The organism is Pseudoalteromonas sp. MEBiC 03607 (assembly GCF_004792295.1).
In the GTDB taxonomy this organism is placed as follows: Bacteria; Pseudomonadota; Gammaproteobacteria; order Enterobacterales; family Alteromonadaceae; genus Pseudoalteromonas; species Pseudoalteromonas lipolytica_C.
The window spans coordinates 3038929-3059873 of record NZ_SRRY01000001.1 but is presented as its reverse complement, the minus strand read 5'-3'; the positions used below and the strand labels follow the sequence as shown (position 1 = coordinate 3059873).

The window sequence follows — 20945 nt, the reverse complement described above, 5'->3', positions numbered from 1 at the left end:
AAAAGCGGCTTAGCCGCTTTTTTTATGCTTGTTCATTAAGTTTTTTAAGCTTGAAGGCTAGCAACACCATCATAATACCAAACACGATGGCATAGCTTGCAACTAGCCAAAGTAGGGTAATTATGCCCGCACCCGGGTTAAACATCAGGTAACCACCAAAGATAATTGAAATAATACCGCTGCCAATTAGCAGCCATTCGTTAGTTATCTCTTTACGAAGTTTGCTGGCTATTGCAATTTCAATTACCCCTATAGCAATTGCCCACGCAGCAATAAAGTACAACATTAAAATAGCAGTCACATTCGGTGCAAACAGAGTAACGAGTGCTGCGGCAATTGATATCAAGCCACCTATTAATAGCATCCACCAAAGCGGGTTGTCTTTTTTAGATGCAATTGCAAGCCAGGTTCGAATGGAACCATCTACAAAGAAGTAAGCGGCAAATATAAACATTAATACGGCTAAAGAGGCTTGAGGTGCAAACCAACCACATAAACCAAAGATAATGGCGATAGCCCCATGAATAAGTAAAGATGACCAATGAGGGATCAGTGAACTTGAGATCTGCATTATATTTTTCCTTTGCTAATGTTCCTTTATAACTAACATTTAGCTGACTGCTTGCATAGGTATTTAATTATTTTTTGTACAGTTATCCAAACCATGCTCTAATTTATAGGATAAAATTTGTAATCGTATTTAATGTTTTTCGAACAAGGAATGATGTGTGAAGAGTTGCGCTAACAAGTTTCCGCTATATTTAGCCAGTTTATCGGTGTGGTTATTGACATTGTTTTTTAACCCAGTATTCGCTACAACACCTGAAGTAACCGTGAAATCGCTCATCGATAAAGATAGCAAAGAACAGCAAGAAGAAAAAAAGTCCCCCCTTCAAGTTGAAGAAGTAACAACCACTGTCGCTGACCCCAGCGTTGAACAAGATGATGATCAGCCATTTGATGTCTTTGATCGACTCACCCCACGAAGTGCCATGCAAGGTTACTTAAAAGCTGCTCGAAACCGTGACTTTGAACGTGCGAAAAATTACCTTGATTACAGAAACCTGCCGCAAGAGGTGCTAGCTGTAGGTCAATTACAACTTGCAGAGAACCTTTCAGTCGTGCTTGATCGCACGTTGTGGGTAGATGTAGATAGCTTAAGTAATAAACCCAAAGGGAAGCAAAAAGAAGATGTGCCAAGCTATCGCGACTTAGTGGGAGAAATTAAAACATCTGAAGGAAAAGTGCAGGTTTTATTACAGCTTGTGCCAGATGAAAAAACAGGTAATCGGATCTGGAAAATCTCTAACGCAACCGTTAGTCAAATACCTCTTTTAACCAAGGAGTTTGGCTATAACTTGATTGGGGAATGGTTATATAAGCATTTGCCTGATTTAGAATTTTTAGGCGTAATGTTATGGCAATGGATTTATTTTGCTTTTTCATTTGTATTGTTTTTAGTTGCAGCGATTGTCATTACTCGGCTAATTACTTTTGTGCTTGGACATAAAAAGGTAGCGGTTGAAGACGACGTCTTGAGCTTTGTAAATGGTCCTATTTGTTTATTACTTGCAGTATTACTGTCACGTTCATTAAGTGATCAGTCTAATGTCACTATTGCGGTGATGGCTCTATTTCATGGTGCAACTGTGTTACTTATTGCCTGGGGCTGGGTGTGTTTGCGCGCTGTTGATTTAGCAAAGCATAGGTTAAGCCAACGCTTTATAAATCAAGATAAACCACAAGCTGTATTTTTATTGAGACCTGTTAGCAATGTTGTAAAAACGACGATCGTTATTTCGTTGCTATTTGTGTGGTTTGAGAATCTAGGCTTCAATGCAACAACCTTATTAGCAGGTTTAGGCATTGGCGGCCTTGCCATTGCTTTGGCTGCGCAAAAAACAGTCGAGAACATTATAGCGGCTATTACAATTTACATTTCGGCTCCGGTTAAAATTGGTAGTTTGTGCAAATTTGGTAATCATCTTGGTACGATTGAAGAAATAGGGCTAAGGGCTACGCGTATCCGCACCCTTGATCGCTCTGTTATATATGTTGCTAATGCTAAATTTATTGATATGCAGCTTGAGAATATTTCTGAGCGTGAGCGTATTTCTTATCGACCTAAACTGATGCTTAGCGCTAATACCCAACAGCAAAACTTACAAGCTTTTATGACAGCCCTTCGTGAGCTTTTAGAGCAGCACCAGCATATTGCATTTGAACCTTGTAGAGTGCGTTTTAAAGGGTTTACACCTTGGGCTTTACAAATTGATGTACTAAGCTACGTAGAAACGGTTGACTTTGCATTTTATATGGAAGTAATTGAAGAGTTAAACCTTGCTATTCTAGGATTATTAAATGAGCATAATTGTGAATTGGCTAATCCAGAATTCGCGCGCGTTGGTGAATAGTTACTAAAAAAGGGTTAAATGAAAGTGGCTCTCATCTGTACACAATGCCTACACATTGTCGTGATTATTTGCACAGGACATATGTCCGCTTTGTTGAAAAATAATTGCATAAAATCTTCTAAATGCGGCGATGTTGCCGCTAATTGTTGTAAAAAATTTGTATATTTATAATTTTTAATGCAGTAAAAGTGTCATAAAGTGTTATAATCGTCAGCGTTCGTTCAGCCTCTTTACCTCGTTTTGCACTCTCGATTAAGAGGTCCGCGCAGCTTATTACAAGGCGCGAAAAATTGGCCGAGCCCGTCAAATGAATTGACGCAACATCATCACCGTTGAATAAGAGTGCATAAAAAAGGTTAAAACCCGACATGAAAGCAATGAAAAGATCTACGTTAGCAACACTTATCAATGCAACGTTGTTCTCTGCCGTAGCAGGTACTTCATTTTCAACTCTTGCTGCAGACGAAGCACCAGCAGCAAAAAACAACCAATTAGAAGTTATTCAAATCACTGCACGTAAACGTGTAGAGAATGCACAGGAAGTACCTGTAGCAGTATCTGCACTACAAGGTGACAGTTTAGACGCTTATAGCTCAGCTGGTATGGATATTCGTTTTATGAACGCGAAAATCCCAAGCCTATCAATCGAATCTTCGTTTGGTCGTTCTTTCCCACGCTTTTATGTTCGTGGTCTAGGTAACACTGACTTTGACCTAAATGCCTCTCAACCAGTTTCGCTAGTTGTAGACGAAGTTGTTCAAGAGAACGCAATTTTAAAAGGTTTCCCTGTATTTGACGTAGCACGCGTAGAAGTTCTACGTGGTCCACAAGGTACTTTATTCGGTCGTAATACACCGGCAGGCCTTGTTAAATTTGATACAGTAAAACCATCACAAGAATTTGATGGCTATGGCTCAGTTTCTTACGGTAGCCGTGGCGCAGTTGATTTTGAAGGTGCTGTTGGTGGTGGCTTAACAGACCGTTTATCAACACGTGTTTCTGTTCTTTGGCAAGAAAAAGACGATTATATCGATAACCGTGCACCAGGTTTTGAGCAAAATGACGTATTAGGTGGTTACACTGAGAAAGCGGCACGTGTTCAATTCTTATATGAAGGCGACGATTTCACGGGTCTTTTCAACTACCATGTACGTGATATGGATGGTACACCAATCGCATTCCGTGGTAACGCTATCAAAGCAGGCACAAACGATTTAGCTGATAACTACGAGCACGATGTGGTTTACCACGATGCTGCTTCTCGTGCGACACAGCAAGTTGAATCTCAAGGCGCAAGCTTAAAGCTTGAGTGGGATATCAACGATTTAACTCTTACGTCAATCTCTGCATGGGAAAGTGCTGAAATCTATTCTCGCGCTGACATCGACGGTGGTTACGGTGCAAGCTACTTACCAGATATGGGCCCTGGTTTTATCCCATTCTACTCTGAAAGTGCTGACGGTATTCCAGACCAAGACCAGTACACGCAAGAACTTCGTTTATCTAGCAACTATGCTGGCGACGTTAACTTCCAAGTAGGTGTATTCTACTTTGACGAAGCGTTAACAATCGAAAACTTCAGCTACGATACATACGGTTCAACGCCAGGTGAGTTAAACGGCTATGTTATCCAGCAACAAGATACTAAAGCATGGGCGGTATTCGGTTCATTAGATTACACAATCACTGACGACTTAAAAATCACTGCGGGTCTTCGTTACTCAGATGACGAAAAAGAGTTCTCAGCAGACCGTACTTTAAGCCCAATTGGTGGTAGTGCGTTATACCTTACAGAAAACCCAAGTGACGACCACGTTAGCTGGGATTTATCTGCTAACTACAAGATCAACGATGACGTAAACTGGTACGCGCGTGTTGCTAACAGCTTCCGTGCTCCAAGTATTCAAGGTCGTATCTTATTCGGTGACGAAGTAACTGTTGCTGAGTCTGAAACTGTGACGTCTTTCGAAACAGGTATCAAATCTGACGTACTTGACGGCCAAGGTCGTGTAAACGCGACAGTGTTCTACTACACAATGGATGACCAACAATTAACAGCTGTAGGTGGTGGTGCAAACTTCAACCGCTTAGTTAATGCTGATAAGACAACTGGTTACGGTTTCGAGTTAGACACTGAGTGGGTATTAACAGACAACCTAAACGCTACATTTAACTTAAGCTACAACAACACTGAGCTTAAAGATAAAGACTTAGCCGTTGACGTATGTGCACAGTGTACTGTTACAAACTCATTAAACAGCGCAGGTCAAGCTGTCCTTGATGGTAACAGCTTACCGCACGCACCTGAGTGGATCTCAAACTTAACTTTACGTTATAGCCGCGAAGTTGCTGACGGTGAATTCTTCACTTACGCTGACGTGTCTTACCGTAGCGAAATCAACTACTTCTTATATGAGTCAGTTGAGTTTGAAGGCAAGCCATTAACTGAAGTTGGTTTACGTGCAGGTTATGCTTGGGCTGAAGGCGACAACGAATATGAAGTATCAGCATTCGTTCGTAACATGTTCGACGAGCAGCAATCAATCGGCGCTATCGACTTTAATAACAACACAGCAATGGTGAACGAAGAGCGTTACATCGGTGCTGAGTTCAAAGTAAGCTTCTTCTAAGCTGAAATTAAAAGCCTATTAAAACCCGCTGTATAGCGGGTTTTTTCGTTTATAATCGCATTTGTAACTGCTAAAGTGGCAGGATTAATTTAAGAGAAGAGAATTTCTATGGCTGGATTTTGGAACTACCGCGTTATTTTTTGTGAAGCAACAAAGGATGAAGCGGCACAATATCAAATTCATGAAGTTGAATATAACCTCAATGGTAAAGTAACCAATTGGTCTGAAACAGGAGCTGCTCCGTTTGGTCACACTGTTGAAGAACTAGAAGCAGATGCTGAGCGTTTAAAAACGGCTTTTTCTAAACCGATTTTAAAAGTAGTTAGAAAGCAACGAGGCTATGAGCTGGTCGATGTAGAAACAGGTGAAGAAGCGTTTGCTGAACCTCCGGCAGGCTTAACCGAGTAATTATATTGAATTATTTAAAGGTGCCATAGGCACCTTTTAGTTTTTAGATCGTAAAAGGAATGAGGATGACTTTAAAAGCGGTTTTGTTTGATATGGATGGCACTTTGGTAGATTCAGAAAGTGTGCATTTTAATATTTGGAACGACTTATTAGCGCCTTTTGGTGTGCAATATGATGAGACTACGTTTTGTCAGCGCTTTTCTGGTAGGCCAACCCTTGAAGCAGCTAAAGAGGTTGTTACCAACTATCAACTTAACATCAGTCCAGAGCAGCTAACAGATGATAAATATGCTGCATTTGGCCGTTTTGTCAGTACAAACTTACCAACTTTCATGCCGCACGCAAAAGCAGTGCTAGAGCAAGTAAAAGCCAGTGGTTTAAAAATGGCATTAGTAACAGGCAGTGCCAAAGATGAAGCCTATCCTATTTTAAAAGGCTACGGCATTTTTGATTGGTTTGATTGTGTGGTTACCAAAGATGATGTTAACAATCCCAAACCTGCTGGCGATCCATACCAATTAGCGCTTGATACGTTAAATATCACGGCCAATGAAGCCGTCGCAGTCGAGGATACGTTTACTGGTGTTACAGCCGCTAGCAACGCTGGTGTTGCTGTGTATGCAGTGCCTAATCACTTTACCCAAGAGCATGATTTTAGCAAAGCGGCTGGGGTGTTTAGTGATTTGCATGAATTTTATAATTGGCTAGAAACTAAACTATAATTAAACGGCTATTGCTAAACAGTTATTTTTAAGCAGTAATAACCAGTTAATACTTACAAATTTGCAAGGAAGCAATGATGGTTATGTTCACTCGTGCATTGGTATGCGCAATCTCGTTACTTTTGGCTTTCTCAGTAAAAGCTCAACAAGCTCCCTCAGTACTTTTGGCAAACGTCTATGAAGCCGAAAAGGTTAATGTATCTGACTATTTAGTTAGTGAAAAATATGATGGTGTACGTGCCATATGGACAGGTAAGCAATTAATTACCCGTAATGGTAACCCTATTAATGCTCCAACCTGGTTTACTGCGCCACTGCCTGATATATGGTTGGATGGTGAACTTTGGACCAAGCATCAAGATTTTGCGAAGGTCAGTGGTATTGTGCGATCGCAGCAACCTGTTGATAGCGAATGGCAGACCGTTAGCTATCTAATTTTCGATATGCCAAATGCAGAGTTACCATTTAGTAAACGCTATGAAAACTATTCACGCTTAGTTAGACAGCTAAATAGCCCCCATATAAAAGCAGTTGAACAGAAGCACTTTGATAATAATCAACAGCTTAGTATGTTTATGGATGAGTTGATTGCACAAGGTGCCGAAGGCGTTATGCTGCACTTAGCAAAAGCGGAACACACCGCGGGTCGCAGTAATGTACTATTAAAATTGAAGCCTTACCTGGATGCTGAGGCTGTTGTTATTGAACACATAGCAGGAAAAGGTAAATATAAAAATATGCTTGGGGCGCTAAAAGTACGCAACAATGAAGGGATTGAATTTAAAATTGGCTCTGGATTTTCTGATCTGCAAAGAAAGTCTCCTCCAGCGATTGGCAGTACGATTACTTATAAATATCATGGTTTTACAAAAAATGGCTTGCCACGCTTTGCCAGCTTTTTACACGAAAGGCCATAGCGTCATTCAAAAATGGCCGCGACTGTGTTAAATTTCGCGGCCTTTTTAATGATGTATAGGTGGTAGTATGTTTGCAGGCTTTGATTATGGTAGTTCAAATTGTGCAATCGGTGTTTTAGATAACGAGCAACAAGTGTCTTTAGTACCGCTTGAGCAAGGCAAACAGTATTTACCATCAACCCTTTATACTCATCACAGTGCGTTGGTTGTTGATTTTGTCGCAAAACACCTTGCTGGCAGCCCATTTGAGCACGATTTTAAAACTGAGCGTCAAGCGCTTTTAAATACCATTCCCCGCATTAAATCAGATTTAGATATTCAAGCTGGAGATGACACCTTATTCATTGGTCGTGAAGCTATTAGCGAGTATGTGCAATTTCCTGAGGAAGGTTATTTTGTAAAATCGCCAAAGTCGTTCTTTGGCGCTGTGGGCTTAAAGCAAGGGCAAATTAATTTCTTTGAAGACATTGCTACGGCGATGATCTTAAAAATAAAACAACGCGCTGAGCAATCACTGCAAGAGTCATTAACAGAAACGGTAATTGGACGACCGGTAAACTTTCAATCAGTAGGTGGTGAAGAGTCTAATCAACAAGCGCTGGGTATATTAGAGCGAGCGGCAAAGCGTGCTGGCTTTAAAGAGGTTTCATTTTTATATGAGCCATTAGCGGCAGGGATTGATTATGAAACCTCATTGCAGCAAGACCAAAAAGTATTGGTTGTTGATATTGGCGGGGGGACCAGCGACTGTTCATTCGTACAAATGGGACCAAGCTTCCGTCAAAAACAGTGTCGTGACAATGACTTTTTAGCTCACAGTGGTAAGCGTGTGGGAGGGAATGATTTAGATATTGCGCTGAGTTTTCATGGTTTAATGCCATTGCTTGGTTTAGGCACAGAGTTTAAATCTGGGCTGCCATTACCTAATCAACCGTTTTGGCAAGCATGTAAAATCAATGATGTGAATCTACAAAGCCAGTTTTATAGTGATGCTCATCATCGTGAGTTATTGACTCAGCTGCGTGAAGTTAAAGAGCCAGCGCTATTTAAACGCTTAATTCAATTGCAGCAAAATAAGCAAGGTCACCAATTAGTACAGCAAGGCGAAGCGGCAAAAATTGCATTGTCGTCAGCGAATGAATTTACCACAGACTTGCATTTCTTAGATTCAGAACTAACACAGTGTTTAACGTTGAAAGATTTAGCCTTAGCTGTTGATGACTCGATAAGCCAAATAGTGAGCTTAGCTAAACAAGCGATTAAAGAGGCAGGCACAACGCCAGATGTTATTTACTTAACGGGTGGTAGTGCGCAATCACCGCTGATCAAGGCCGCGTTAAAATCCCATTTAGGTGATATTACTATGCTGAACGGGGATCACTTTGGTAGTGTTACTGCAGGTTTAACTAAGTGGGCGCAAAAGCTTTATAGCTAATAGCCCCCACTTTGAGATATCGACTTTAAGAATTAAAGAGTCACTTGGCGCGTTGCGAGGTATTTTTCGTAATCTGGCAGCGTGCGACAAAGCTCTGTTTCCATCATAGGTGAGCTTAATAGCATATCGGCACTGACTTCATTACAGGCAACAGGAATATTCCAAACAGCAGCTAAGCGTAATAATGCTTTCACATCAGGGTCGTGTGGCTGCGATGCAAGTGGGTCCCAGAAAAATACCAACATATGCACTTCATGTTCAGCAATTTTAGCGCCGAGTTGCTGATCGCCACCCATTGGACCACTTAATAGCTTTATCACTTCAAGCCCTGTGGTGCGCTCAATTAAATGACCTGTTGTGCCAGTACCGTAAAGGGTATGCTTACTTAACACATCTTGATGCTTTTCACACCAAGCTTGCAGCGCTGCTTTTTTACCATCGTGGGCAACGAGGGCTATATTTTTTTTGGCGGGGAGGGCTTGTTGTTTTTGTTCCATAAGTGCTCTTATATCAATAGGTTAATTGCTAAGGCAATAAATACTATGCCCGTGATCCGATCAATCCAAATTTGGGTTTGTGGATTCTCACGAAAATAGCTGGCTATCTTATCGCCGAAATAAATATACGTGCAGTCGATTGGAAAAGCAAAAAGCGGGTAGAGTAAACCAAAAAAAGCGAGCTGAAAGGTCGTTGAAGATAAACTTGGATCAACAAACTGTGGAATGAACGCAATAAAAAATAAGGCTACTTTCGGATTGAGGACCTCAGTCATCATCGCTTGAAACATCACATTTTGCTTTTTACTGGTGCTCACATGAGGTTTATCTTCACAGTGCGGTTCTGGCTGACTAAAGGTGTCCTTTAGTGTGATGATACCTAAATAACAAAGATAGGCGGCACCAAGGTATTGTACCGTTGTATACGCGACACTAGAGGCTTTAAGAATTGCGGTTAAGCCTACGACTGCAAAAAAGGTATGCACAATGCCACCGAGTGCAAAGCCAAAGGCACTTTGCATTCCGGCTTTACGGCCATTGGCAAAAGTTTGCGCCATTAAAAATGCATTAGAAGGGCCGGGGGCTACGGCAATTAAAAAACTGGCGCCTAAAAACGACAGTAACGATTCTGGATTGATCATTGGCACAAATTAAAAAAGCAGGTAGCTGATTTTAACAAGCTTATTAAAAAAGAAAAAGCGGGCATTAATGCCCGCTCATATTGGTTTGGGGAAAGTTTTAAAAAACCACAGTGCTATTGTTTGAACAAACAGTTGTGCTTTGTGCCTCACATACTTGGTATGTGTAACTACCACCGCCTTTTGTTGTGATGGTATCTGTGTAGCTATTTGTGTTTGCTACAGAACCTACCAAAGTACCATTACGGTATACATCAACAGTACTAGTCGCTGCGCCACTCCAGCTTAAATCAACATAGGCTGTGCCTTTTGATTTATAACCAGATGCTGAAAGGCTAACTTCATCACCACCCGGTGTTGGATCGCCACCATTATTGCCGCCAGCACAGCCATTTGCAGTTAAATATGCATCCGCATCGGCTGCTTTAACAATACCGTGACCAAAGTACACATCGTGGCCAGCTGCGCCTTGGTCTTGTGCTGTTGCTTTTAATGCGTCACGAATTTCTGTACCTGTACACTCAGGGTGATTTGACCAAACGAGTGCTGCGATACCTGAAACGGCAGGTGTTGCCATTGATGTACCACTCATGAAACCGTAGTCACTAGTACCGATGGTAATATCAATCGTTGTACTTGCAAGCAGCGCTGAACGGTCTTCAAGTGCAGCACCTACAGCAGGAATCGTTGTATCGTTGGTATCACCTAATGTAGCGTATAACATGCCCGCTTCGTTATTGATGATAACAGCACCAATACCACCTGAGTTTTCACAGTTATTTACTTTGTCATAGAATGAGATATTACCGCGGTCAATCATACAGATTTTACCAGCTGCACCAGAATCAATGCTCTCAGCAGTACCCATGTAATAAGCAGTACCAGATGCATTACCTGAGTTTTCCATTGACGATGTTGCAAAGCCCGCGCCATCAGCAGCTAAGCTTGCAGAAGTTGCCATGCCTGCAGGGTAAGTAGACAGTGTATCAACACCACCTGCTGTCACTTCAACGCAGATAGTTTCATCTGTAGTAGCGCGTTTACCACGACCAGATGTACAGCTAGGAAATTGCGAGAAATCTGCAATTTGATTGTTCGCATCATTTGCACCAACCATCATTACAGATGAATAACCAGCAGGGTACGAGCGTACGCTGTTACCATCGTTACCCGCCGCCGCAACAACAAGACCGCCTGCATTAGTGAAATTAGCAAAGGCGTTAGACTCTGTGCTATTTGCACCACCACCACCTAAGCTCATGCTGATGATATTTGCGCCTGCTTGAGAACATAAATCTGCTGCATGTGCTAAATCAGAAGAATAACCCCAACCTTCGGCATTGAATACTTTGATGATGTGCATTGCAACACCCGGTGCCATACCAACCACACCGATATTGTTATCTGCAGCACCAATTGTACCTGCTACGTGAGTACCATGAGGGCCACCATTGTCATACCAGTTACCTGTGCCACTATCGTTGTCACCCGTGATATTACCCCAAATGAAGTCAGGGTTTGATGCATCAAGACCTGAGTCAATAACACACACCTTCATGCCCGCATTAGCATCAAAAGTTACTAGGTCAGCTTGTGATTGGTAAACTGCGTAAGGCGTTAATTGCTGCTGCATTGCATTACCAGCATCATCGTTATAAAGCGCCATTGGTACACGTTTTTGGTCTTCTTCAATCAGTTTGATATGTGGGTTATTAAGCAAGCCTTTAATGCTTGCTAAATCTTGACCGGTAAATTGTGCTGCAATAAAGCCATTACCGTCGACTTTTATATCACCGCCGAGTTTTTTAGCGAGTGCTTTAACTACGCCTTTTTTGTTGTTATCTACTTGGATGATGAAGCGATCGTTTGCTGCATTTGCTGTACCCGCAGCACAAAGGCCACTTAGGATTAGAGCTAAAGCTAATTTATTCTTTTTCATAAATAGTATCCCTGACATATTGTTTGGTTAACTTTGCGTTAACGAGACTAAACAATAAATTAACGAAAGTATGGGTACAAGGTAAATTACTCAGAAAAACGGAACAATTTATTCTATAAAAAGGCTTTTTATAGTTTATTGGTATAACAGGAAGTCTAAACGGGTAAATAAAGTATAACAATTCTCATTTACCCGTATTTAGTATAAAAGTGCGGGTGAACTTTTTTATGATAGTTGCTTATACCTAAATAATAGATACGCAAATGGTATGAGCAATAAAAAGTGTACCCCAATCAGTGATGGGGTTGTTAAATTTAGAAACTGTGTAAGAAATACCAGTAAGCTGGCACCACTCATTTGCATTACACCAATAAGAGCTGAAGCGGTGCCTGCTTGTTTCGAAAACATACTTAATGCGCGACCAGCTGATGAGCCGAGCGTAAGTGCAAAGCCAAATGCAGCAATAAACATAGGAAACATTAATGCCAGTGCAGTGCGTTGTTGGTTTAGTGCCAACATTAAGACACCAGATATAACAAGTAATAAGAGACCAGCTTTTAATGCGCGCTTTGGTTGACGTTTGATGTACAGCGGCATAATAAAGCTGGCAACAATGCTTAATACCGCATTACAAGTAAACCAGAATGTAAAATCGCTAACACTGCCTCCTAATTCAGTAATAAGCCAACCAGGTGCTAATGTTACAAACACTAATATAGCCGACATAGTTACTAAACAAATTAAGCTATGAAATAAAAACAAAGGTGTGCTAATAATCGGAATAAAACGACGTAAATCAAGCAGGTGACCGCTGTAAATGCTGTCTGCAGGGCGTGTTTCTTTGTACATTAACAAAGTTATGAATAAACCAATTAGCGCAAAGCCAGCCATGAATAAAAAGTTCATGCGCCAACCAAACTGTACTGTGAGCCAAGCACCGAGAATAGGCGCAAGAGCGGGAATAAAGCAGACAATACCATTGAGATAAGTGATGATTTGGCCACTTCGTTCACTACCAAACCTATCTCTTACGATGGCAAATGCCACCACAAACGTAGCGCAAGCTCCTAAACCTTGTAAGGCCCTTGCTACCATAAGGCTTGCAAAATCAGGTGCCAGATAAGCGCCAAAAGCAGCTAAACCATAGATTATAACACCTGCTAAAGCCACGGGTTTACGACCGAATTTATCAGCTAAAGGGCCAGCAATGAGTTGGCCAAGCCCTACAGTTAACATAAATATGGCTACAGTTTGTTGCACTTGCTTTTCTGAAGCATTGAACTGTTCAGCAATAGTAGGAAATGCTGGAAGGTAAATATCTATTGCTAATGGACTAAATATAACCAGAAGGCCCAGGATGAATAATAGACTTAGGTTTTTGTGCTGGCGTGACTGCATTCGCTCTCCTTTAAAACGGTATTTTATGTGCCCCTAAAGGAAAAGAAAAGCATTCACTTAGCGAAATGTGTAATCATTAAAACTGCTTACAAAAATTTTCCATTTCGCTATCTGGTCTGATGTGTTAGCTTTTTATCTCACATCATAAAAATAATGGATAAACGTCGTGAGCTCACAATCATCATTATTAAAAATTTGGACTAAATGCCAGTCATTACCAAAAGGGAAGTGGTTATTTAGTAAAGCGGTGTGTTTTAAAGCCCCTTATTTTGGCTCAATAAAACCATTGATCACAGAGTTGTCAGCAGGGCATTGCAGCGCAATCGTTAAAAATCGCCGAGCAATTCATAATCATATTGGTACTATCCATGCCATTGCCCAGTGTAATGTAGCAGAGCTTTGCGCAGGCTTAATGGTGGATGCAACTGTGCCTGCCAAAACACATCGTTGGATCCCAAAGGGGATGACGGTAAATTATTTAGCGAAAATTGATACTGATATGCGTGCAGTCGCACAGATTGAGGTGCCAAACGAGTGGTTAGATAAGCTAGATATCGTTGTCCCGGTGAAGGTTTATAATAGCCGCGATGAGTTAGTGTTCACCGCGGATATTACGATGTATGTAACGGCTAAAAAACGTTAAGACTTATCAGCGGCTTGTTTGTTCACAAACGACAAGTCGTTGCTATCGTCAGGGAGTATTGATGGGCTACTTTCATCGCTTGAGCTTGGCTTGATAGGAGCAATTTTGTCTTCTTCATGACGATGCTTTAAGCTGCCTTCGATATTGGCACCTGCTTCAATACTTAATGTATCGTGAAACACATCACCGTGAACTTGAGCCGTACTTTCTATGGTTACCTTATTCGCAATCAAGGAGCCAATGATCTTGCCTTTAATTACGACACTATCTGCTTCTATAAGACCTTCAACCATGCCTGTTAGGCCGATAACAAGATGTTTTACTCTTAAATCACCGTCAATACGACCATCAAGTTGAACTTCACCTTGGCTTACTAAAGTGCCAGTTAAGCGAACATCTTCTGCAATAATAGAGGGAGTATGGTTTGTTCTTTTTAAAGTAGAGCTAGTTGAGCTAGCTGGAGCTTGTTTTTTTTTACCGAACACGAGAAAGCGCCTTTGTTATTTTAACTGGGTTGACATGCTTGCCATTTACTAAAACTTCGTAATGTAAATGAGTACTTGTACTGCGACCTGTACTACCCATTAAGCCAATAACGTCATCTTTATTAACTGTTTGGCCTTTTTTTACTTTGATTTTATTTAGGTGGCCAAAACGTGTGACAAAACCGTTTTTATGCTGAAGTTCAATAAAGTTGCCGTAGCCACCGTTTCTTCCTGCGCGAAGTACGGTTGCATCTGCGGGGGCAAAAATTTCGGTTTTATGCCAGCCAGCTAAATCAACCCCTTTATGAAATGCTCGACGGCCATTCATTGGATCTTTTCTCAGACCAAAGCTACTGGATATATAATAATCTGCAGCAGGGAGGGTTTGCGGTAATTCACTTAACAGATTTTCAAGGTTATTAAGCGCTAGCAATTTATCTGCAATCGTTAGAAATTCAGCGGGAATTTTTGACTCGTCAAATAAATCTAAAGGACCACCTTGGGCTGTGTCGCTTTCGTCAGTTGCGCTTCGGACAAGCGCATCATTAAGCCCTGCACCTTCAAGCATTGCTAAAATTTCTTGATGGCGTTGTTGGATTTGTTGCTCGAGCATGCCAAAAGTGTAGTTATAGCTTTTATCAAGTCGTGCTATACGCTCTGAAAAGCTCTCAAGTTGCATTGCTTGTTTAGGGTGTTCATCTTCTAACGGTGCATGAAACTCTTCGGCATGTTCTTTAATTGGGAGCAGTACCGGCTCGATACTGCCCTCAGGAGTGGTTTTATTGATTGATTCAGGTAATGACTCAATCATGCTTTGTAATAACGCTTGCTTTTGCTCTAGTATGGCCAACTGTTCTACTTGTTTTTGGTATGTAAGCTGTTGTTGAGCATGCTTTTTTTGCCATTCTTGTTGCTTGCTAAGTTGTGATTGTTCAATGCTGGATATTTGATCGGCTTGCGAAATGATTTGCAGCGTCGAAATGCTCAACCAAGCAACTGTTGTTAATACAATTAAAAACGTCGTTAGTTGTAACCAAGGCGCAAGGATAAGGTGCTTTACTTCGCCGTTCTGACGGATCAACAGCTGCCTAGCTGGAAAAAACGTGCGATAAAAAGACTTAAGTTTAACTAACATAGCGTATAAAAAATGACTAATAACCGAGTTAAGATAGCAATATGATTCAAAAAAGCTAGCAAAAATTTGTAACCCAGTTATAAAAAATGCAAAAAAAAGGGCAAAAATTGCCCTTATAACAAATGATTACTTTTATTTTGCAGGTAACACTGTACCTTCAACTGAACCAAAGCCAATGCGTGCAAAACCGTCTTTTTCACACCAACCACGCATAATTACGTTATCACCGTCTTCTAAGAAAGTACGTTGCTCGCCATTCGCTAGAGTGATCTTTTCTTTACCACCGCGAGATAGCTCTAGTAATGAACCGGCTTCTTCATGCTCAGGACCAGACTGCGTGCCCGAACCTAACATATCGCCCGGTTGGAAGTTACAGCCATTTACTGTGTGGTGAGCGACCATTTGCGCAACTGTCCAGTAAGAGTGCTTGAAGCTTGATTTAGATACCTGTGTTGGCGCTTCACCAGCTGCACGCATCTTTTCAGTTTCAATTTGCACATCCATTTTGATATCGAATGCACCAAACTCACGGTTATGAGCTGACTCTAAATAGTCCATTGGTTGAGGATCGTTTTCGTCACGTGTCCAGATTGTTCTAAATGGTGCCAGTGCTTCTGTTGTAACAATCCAAGGTGATACTGTCGAAGCGAAGTTTTTCGCAAGGAATGGACCTAATGGTTGATATTCCCACGCTTGTAAGTCACGCGCAGACCAGTCATTAAATACACAGAAACCAAATACGTGGTTTTCAGCGTTTTCAATGGCAATTGCATCACCTAATTCATTACCTTTACCAAGGTAAATACCTAGTTCAAGTTCGTAGTCTAGGCGTTTACAAGGGCCGAATGAAGGTACGTCAGCATCAGGAGCTTTAGTTTGACCGTTAGGGCGGTGGAACGTTTGACCTGATACATCAATTGACGATGAACGGCCGTGATAACCAATTGGTACCCATTTGTAGTTAGGTAAAAGAGGGTTATCTGGGCGGAACAGGCTACCTACTGCTGTTGCGTGGTAAATAGAAGTATAAAAGTCAGTGTAATCACCAATGCGACACGGTAGCGCAAATTCGATGTCTGCTTGAGCGATAAGCGCTTCGCTTAATTGTTCTTGCTCACTGGCACCTTCACGGAGTGCTTTTGATAGGGCAAGACGAAGTGCAGACCAATATTGCTGACCAAGGCCCATAAATTCATTTAATGTAGCTTGGCTTGCTGCTTTAACAGCAACCTGTGCATCACCAGAGAATAAACCAAGTTCGTTTACTTTCGCTAAATCGATAACTTGGTCACCAATTGCTACAGCGCCACGGAACGCTTCGTCTGAATTTTTACGACGTACTTCTGCAAAAGGAAGGTTTTGAATTGGGAAGTCACAGTTCGCTTCGTTAGCAGATGCAACCCAGCTTTTTAAATTAATATCGTGGGTTTCGTTAATTAGGCTCATACTCTTTCCTTATTTGTTCGCGCTGATTTGTTAGTTATCTATATGGAGGCAATCAACGCAATTTAAACAGTTACTTTAAAACAGAATTCAAAACGAGAAAAAGCAGCGTGTGAATAACGCTGCTTTTTATTCATGATGATGATTTAGATTACACCACGACGCTCTTGATCACGTTCGATTGATTCGAAAAGGGCTTGGAAGTTACCTTCACCGAAACCGCCGTCATCTACACGTTGGATCATCTCGATGAAGATAGGACCGAATAGGTTCTTCGAGAAGATTTGCAGTAGGTAACAGTTTTCGCTTTGGCTATCTACTAGGATTTGATGCTTACGGATCTTCTCTTTGTCTTCTTTAACCCAAGGCACACGGTCAAAAATGGTGTCGTAGTACTCAGGGATGATATCAAGCGTCGCAATCGTTGATTGGTCAAGCTTATCAAGTGAGCTTACTAGGTCATTGGTAAGGAATGCTAAATGCTGTACACCCGGACCATTGTACTCATTTAAGTACTCATCGATTTGGTTGTTGTTGTTATCTTTACCTTCGTTGATTGGAATCGAGAAAGTGCCGCACGGTGATTTAAGTGCGTAAGATAATAACGCTGTTTTTTGACCTTTAATGTCGAAGTAACGTACTTCGGTAAAACCAAATACGTCTTTATAGAAGTTAGCCCATGTTTCCATCGTACCTTTGTAAACGTTATTGGTTAAATGGTCGATACGGATGAAGCCTTTGTCTTCAACAATGTTTTGTTCGCTTAGATCTTCGAAGTCTGACTCATAGATAGACCCTTTGTCGCCAAATTGCTCAATGAAATAGATTAAGCTGTCGCCGATACCGTAGATAGCTGGGTAAGGTAAATCTTTGTGTGTTGAATCTGTGGCAGGTTTTGCACCGCGCTCAACAGCAACCTCGAATGCTTTTTGTGCATTCTCTACACGCCAACCCATAGAACAGATCGCTGGACCGTGGCTTTTAGCGAATTCAGCAGAGAAACCATCACGCTCATTGTTTAGTAAGAAATGAATGTCATGCTGGTTATAATAAACAATGTCTTTACCTTTGAATTTTTTTAGCTTTGAAAAGCCAAAATCAGTAAACACTTTGTCCATGTAATCTGCATCTGGTGTTGCGTATTCAGTGAATTCAATGCCCACTAGGCCTAACGGATTATTTACTTCGCTCATTGTCATTACTCCCGCAATTATAAGCACTGCGCTAAAAAGAATTATTGTTCTGTAATGAGCGGATGATTAACCAGAATCCTAATAAGGGGAAGATCTCGACTACATTTAGTCAAAGCAGCCTTTGTAAATTAAATGGGACAATGATTTTAATTTCAGCAGTTGCAGTTTCAAAGGCAATGAGCAGGGCACTATTTTGACTAATGGATGTTATCCTTTATTTTATTTATCTACTTGTTTTTAATCATTAATTTTAGTATTTGCAAGGCGATAAAAAAGGCCTGAAACGGCCTTTTTTATTAAGTTGATTGTATAGTTTAGTTTACGGTTTGGCGCGCTTTGTTAAAAAACTTGCTACGTTGTTGTAACCAAGGATTACTCATAATTTGTGGTGCAGCTTGATAATGACGCTCAACCACTTGGTTTAGGGTACGGGTTGATTGGGTGAAATTGAGTTGTTGCTGTGCTGCGCCCATATTGGCAATTTCGGCATCAGTCATCGCACGACCAGCAAATAACAAGGCGTTTAAGTAACCCGGCTTAGTTTCGTAGTCATTATCGGTTAAAAGCAGCGCCGCGTTGTTAATTGCCCAGCGTTCACCAATCTCACCTTCATCTTTAAAACCAATTAGCTCGCCATCAAGGTAAATTTTTAGTGCACCATTGTTTGGAGCAGCATAAAACACAAAGGCAATACGATGCCAACTGTTAGCAGGTACTTCACCAAAATAGCCGCTGTCGGTGGTGGCAATACCAATGGCGTTATCTCGGCTAACGTACAGGTCTGCGTCATCACTATTAGTCATATCGGTTTGTAATAATGAACGCCACTCATTGGTGCTTTGTTCTGGCCACATAATATCCATCACTAAGGTGTAATCAGCGATAAACCCTTCTGTTTGGTAATCACCGTTGGCAGCACTATTAGCCGTTAAGATTAAGCCTTGGGTTGGGCTATGGCGAGCGAAAGCTAACACGCCTGAGGCACCAGTTGGTAAATCAGCAATTTCAAGCTCTGTGGTGGTGGCAAATTGACTATTCTCTGGCCCCCAGTTTTTGTCTTCAGGGTCATAAAAGCTAAGTGTTGCGGGGCCAAAGTCACTACTAAAACCTTGCTCAGGGTTATTAAAATTCCATACTGTGACTGCATCATCCGTTTTACAGGCGTTAAGTGTGTTATCGGTGTCGATATATAAACATTGGCTGGTGCGTGATCGCGCGTAGTTATCAAGCAACCACCAACTTTCAGCGACCAATTGGGCTTCTAAGCTTGGCAGAGTAGGAAAGAACAACCCAGTATTAAGCGCTGGGCCTTTAAATAGGGCAACCTGATAAGTGCTTGCATCGTTAATGTTATCTGGCACTAAAGAGACCCATTCAGGCTGGCTTGCAAGCATGGTTTTTAATTGGCTACCAGTCACCGCGATTTGATAAATGGCATTAAACCCTGAGGTATTTGATGGCTGGCGTTCAACCTTAAACGCGGCATGAAAGTCTTCTTGGGTTAATGTACCCGGTAGCCAGCGATCTTGTACTTGGCTTGCATCAAGCAAGACGGCATCAATAGCAGGGAACTGCTGCATAGTCGCTTTGGCTGTAATTGCAGTGAGTTCTTCTGCGGTTGGGTAATTTTCTGAAACGGCAATTTCGGTGTTTGCATCTGGCGCATAACGACCCATGATTTCATCGATGGCAGTTTTAGTGCTTTCATCTAGGGTCGTAATGCTGGTTGTTGCTACGGTATTATAATCAACATCAGCAAGAGTTTTGTCTTCAAGGTTAAAGGTTAAGGTAAGATCAGTTAGCCCTTGTGCAAAAAAGTTTGGCTGAATAACAATGCTGCCGTTATCTAAGGTTTGATAACTTTCACCGCCATGGGTATGCCCACCAAGCACTAAATCAATGCCCGCTACATTTTGTGCAATTCGGGTATCTGTGCCTTCACCTAAGTGACTTACCATCACTATGTAATCAACATCTTGACGGTATTGGTTAACAATCTGCTCCGCCACTTCTTGCCATTGCCAATTCATTTTGAAATTAGCGATAAAATCGGGAATTGGATCGTCTTCAACTGGTTCATCAAGTTCATTCCAAGGCACTGAAGTCATGCCAAAAAAGCCAATTCGAAGACAACCAACTTGAACAACTGAAAAATCGACACCGGCAAACGGCGTATCATCGCTACCATCATATTTGGTATTACTTGATAACACGATAGCATTATCGTCATCGGCAAAATCTAGCAGTTGCTCTGGTCCCCATGCATAGTCGTGGTTACCAATCACACGTACGTCAAAGGCCATGGCTTTTATTGCTTCGACAGTGGCTAACCCTTGTGATGTTTGTTCAGCTACGGTGCCTTTTTCATAATCGTCGCCGCCATTGGTAAATAAGGTATTTGGGTTTTCAAGTTTGGCATTGTCGTAGTAACTGCGAATACGGCTAAATAACTGCTCTTTAAAGCCAAAGCGCGCGTGTAAATCAGCAACATGGATAAAGCGTACAGTTTGGTTACTGGTTGTGTCACTACATTGCTCGCCAATGGTTTTACTTACTGCAGGCACGGTGCGCGACATTAAAGCAAAACTGCCAAATTCAGTGATAGCGCTGACTGCAAATCCATCGTCGCTTAGCTCAGTGGTAAGTGTTTGCCATTGCTCATCGACTAACTGCACTATGCTAAAGGCAAGGTTAGTTTGCTCATTTGGTAACTTAATCGCTAAACTTAATGGTTCAGCAAATATCAGGTTATTGGGGCGAAAAGTATGAATTGCGGAGACAATACCTTGCTCTATATCTGTGCTTGAAGCGGTTGTTTCAGTGTAAGTAAACGTGGTATCTGTTGTAACCGTGTTACTTGTTGCGTTAAGTGTGACATCGCCTTGTGCAAATTGTGCGGAAAAACCATTTTCAACAGAAATAATTAAACCAGACTGATCAGGAGCTGTTGCGACTTCTTTTGTTGTTTTATCGCCACCACATGCTGTCAGTAATAAGCTAGTCAGAACAATGACCAGTAGTTGAGTGTTTAAGCGCACTTGCTCAGTT

At 41.5% G+C, this 20945-nt stretch carries 17 protein-coding genes; 7 read left to right on the top strand and 10 right to left on the bottom strand.

The window, feature by feature from the left end; genetic code table 11:
- Positions 1 to 22: 22 nt before the first annotated feature.
- The gene (locus E5N72_RS13965) at positions 23 to 571 is read right to left on the bottom strand and encodes a DUF308 domain-containing protein (RefSeq protein ID WP_135925692.1); all 549 of its coding nucleotides are present in this window, start codon (positions 569 to 571) and stop codon (positions 23 to 25) included.
- A 157-nt stretch (positions 572 to 728) separates the two neighbouring features.
- On the opposite strand from E5N72_RS13965, the gene E5N72_RS13960 reads away from it, so the two are divergent.
- The 6 genes from E5N72_RS13960 to yegD all read left to right on the top strand — a co-directional run bounded on the left by E5N72_RS13960 (position 729) and on the right by yegD (position 8526).
- Entirely contained in the window at positions 729 to 2414 is a 1686-nt protein-coding gene (locus tag E5N72_RS13960) for a mechanosensitive ion channel domain-containing protein (RefSeq protein WP_240704527.1), read from the top strand.
- 368 nt (positions 2415 to 2782) lie between these two features.
- Positions 2783 to 5044: a TonB-dependent receptor gene (locus tag E5N72_RS13955; protein ID WP_135925691.1), complete on the top strand. Its 2262-nt coding sequence runs from the start codon at positions 2783 to 2785 to the stop codon at positions 5042 to 5044.
- 108 nt (positions 5045 to 5152) lie between these two features.
- Entirely contained in the window at positions 5153 to 5452 is a 300-nt protein-coding gene (locus tag E5N72_RS13950; protein ID WP_135925690.1) for a hypothetical protein, read from the top strand.
- 65 nt (positions 5453 to 5517) lie between these two features.
- Positions 5518 to 6174 (top strand): HAD family phosphatase, encoded by a 657-nt coding sequence (locus E5N72_RS13945; protein ID WP_135925689.1) that lies wholly within the window; start codon positions 5518 to 5520, stop codon positions 6172 to 6174.
- 83 nt (positions 6175 to 6257) lie between these two features.
- A complete protein-coding gene (locus E5N72_RS13940; RefSeq protein WP_135926299.1) occupies positions 6258 to 7091 on the top strand; it encodes a DNA ligase in 834 nt (277 codons plus the stop codon).
- Positions 7092 to 7158: 67 nt separating this feature from the next.
- Positions 7159 to 8526, top strand: coding sequence for a molecular chaperone (gene yegD / locus E5N72_RS13935; RefSeq protein ID WP_135925688.1), 1368 nt, complete (start codon positions 7159 to 7161; stop codon positions 8524 to 8526).
- A 32-nt stretch (positions 8527 to 8558) separates the two neighbouring features.
- Here yegD and E5N72_RS13930 read toward each other — a convergent pair whose 3' ends face one another.
- The 4 genes from E5N72_RS13930 to E5N72_RS13915 all read right to left on the bottom strand — a co-directional run bounded on the left by E5N72_RS13930 (position 8559) and on the right by E5N72_RS13915 (position 12998).
- On the bottom strand, positions 8559 to 9023 hold the full coding sequence (locus E5N72_RS13930) for a methylglyoxal synthase (protein WP_135925687.1): 465 nt from the start codon (positions 9021 to 9023) through the stop codon (positions 8559 to 8561).
- 8 nt (positions 9024 to 9031) lie between these two features.
- Positions 9032 to 9664, bottom strand: coding sequence for a LysE family translocator (locus tag E5N72_RS13925; protein WP_135925686.1), 633 nt, complete (start codon positions 9662 to 9664; stop codon positions 9032 to 9034).
- 97 nt (positions 9665 to 9761) lie between these two features.
- Positions 9762 to 11600: a S8 family serine peptidase gene (locus E5N72_RS13920; protein ID WP_135925685.1), complete on the bottom strand. Its 1839-nt coding sequence runs from the start codon at positions 11598 to 11600 to the stop codon at positions 9762 to 9764.
- A 225-nt stretch (positions 11601 to 11825) separates the two neighbouring features.
- Entirely contained in the window at positions 11826 to 12998 is a 1173-nt protein-coding gene (locus tag E5N72_RS13915; RefSeq protein WP_135925684.1) for a multidrug effflux MFS transporter, read from the bottom strand.
- 166 nt (positions 12999 to 13164) lie between these two features.
- Here E5N72_RS13915 and E5N72_RS13910 point away from each other — a divergent pair, with 166 nt between their 5' ends.
- Positions 13165 to 13641: a hotdog fold domain-containing protein gene (locus tag E5N72_RS13910; protein WP_135925683.1), complete on the top strand. Its 477-nt coding sequence runs from the start codon at positions 13165 to 13167 to the stop codon at positions 13639 to 13641.
- Here the strand turns inward: E5N72_RS13910 and E5N72_RS13905 are convergent.
- The 5 genes from E5N72_RS13905 to E5N72_RS13885 all read right to left on the bottom strand — a co-directional run bounded on the left by E5N72_RS13905 (position 13638) and on the right by E5N72_RS13885 (position 20935).
- The gene (locus tag E5N72_RS13905) at positions 13638 to 14126 is read right to left on the bottom strand and encodes a polymer-forming cytoskeletal protein (RefSeq protein ID WP_135925682.1); all 489 of its coding nucleotides are present in this window, start codon (positions 14124 to 14126) and stop codon (positions 13638 to 13640) included. The genes E5N72_RS13910 and E5N72_RS13905 overlap by 4 nt on opposite strands.
- Complete coding sequence (locus E5N72_RS13900) at positions 14116 to 15261, bottom strand: M23 family metallopeptidase (protein WP_135925681.1); 1146 nt, start codon at positions 15259 to 15261, stop codon at positions 14116 to 14118. The genes E5N72_RS13905 and E5N72_RS13900 overlap by 11 nt, the downstream gene beginning before the upstream one ends.
- A gap of 132 nt (positions 15262 to 15393) precedes the next feature.
- Positions 15394 to 16707, bottom strand: coding sequence for a fumarylacetoacetase (gene fahA, locus E5N72_RS13895; protein WP_135925680.1), 1314 nt, complete (start codon positions 16705 to 16707; stop codon positions 15394 to 15396).
- A gap of 143 nt (positions 16708 to 16850) precedes the next feature.
- Positions 16851 to 17897: a 4-hydroxyphenylpyruvate dioxygenase gene (hppD, locus tag E5N72_RS13890; protein ID WP_062564358.1), complete on the bottom strand. Its 1047-nt coding sequence runs from the start codon at positions 17895 to 17897 to the stop codon at positions 16851 to 16853.
- 314 nt (positions 17898 to 18211) lie between these two features.
- Positions 18212 to 20935: a metallophosphoesterase gene (locus E5N72_RS13885; protein ID WP_135925678.1), complete on the bottom strand. Its 2724-nt coding sequence runs from the start codon at positions 20933 to 20935 to the stop codon at positions 18212 to 18214.
- Positions 20936 to 20945 lie beyond the last annotated feature (10 nt).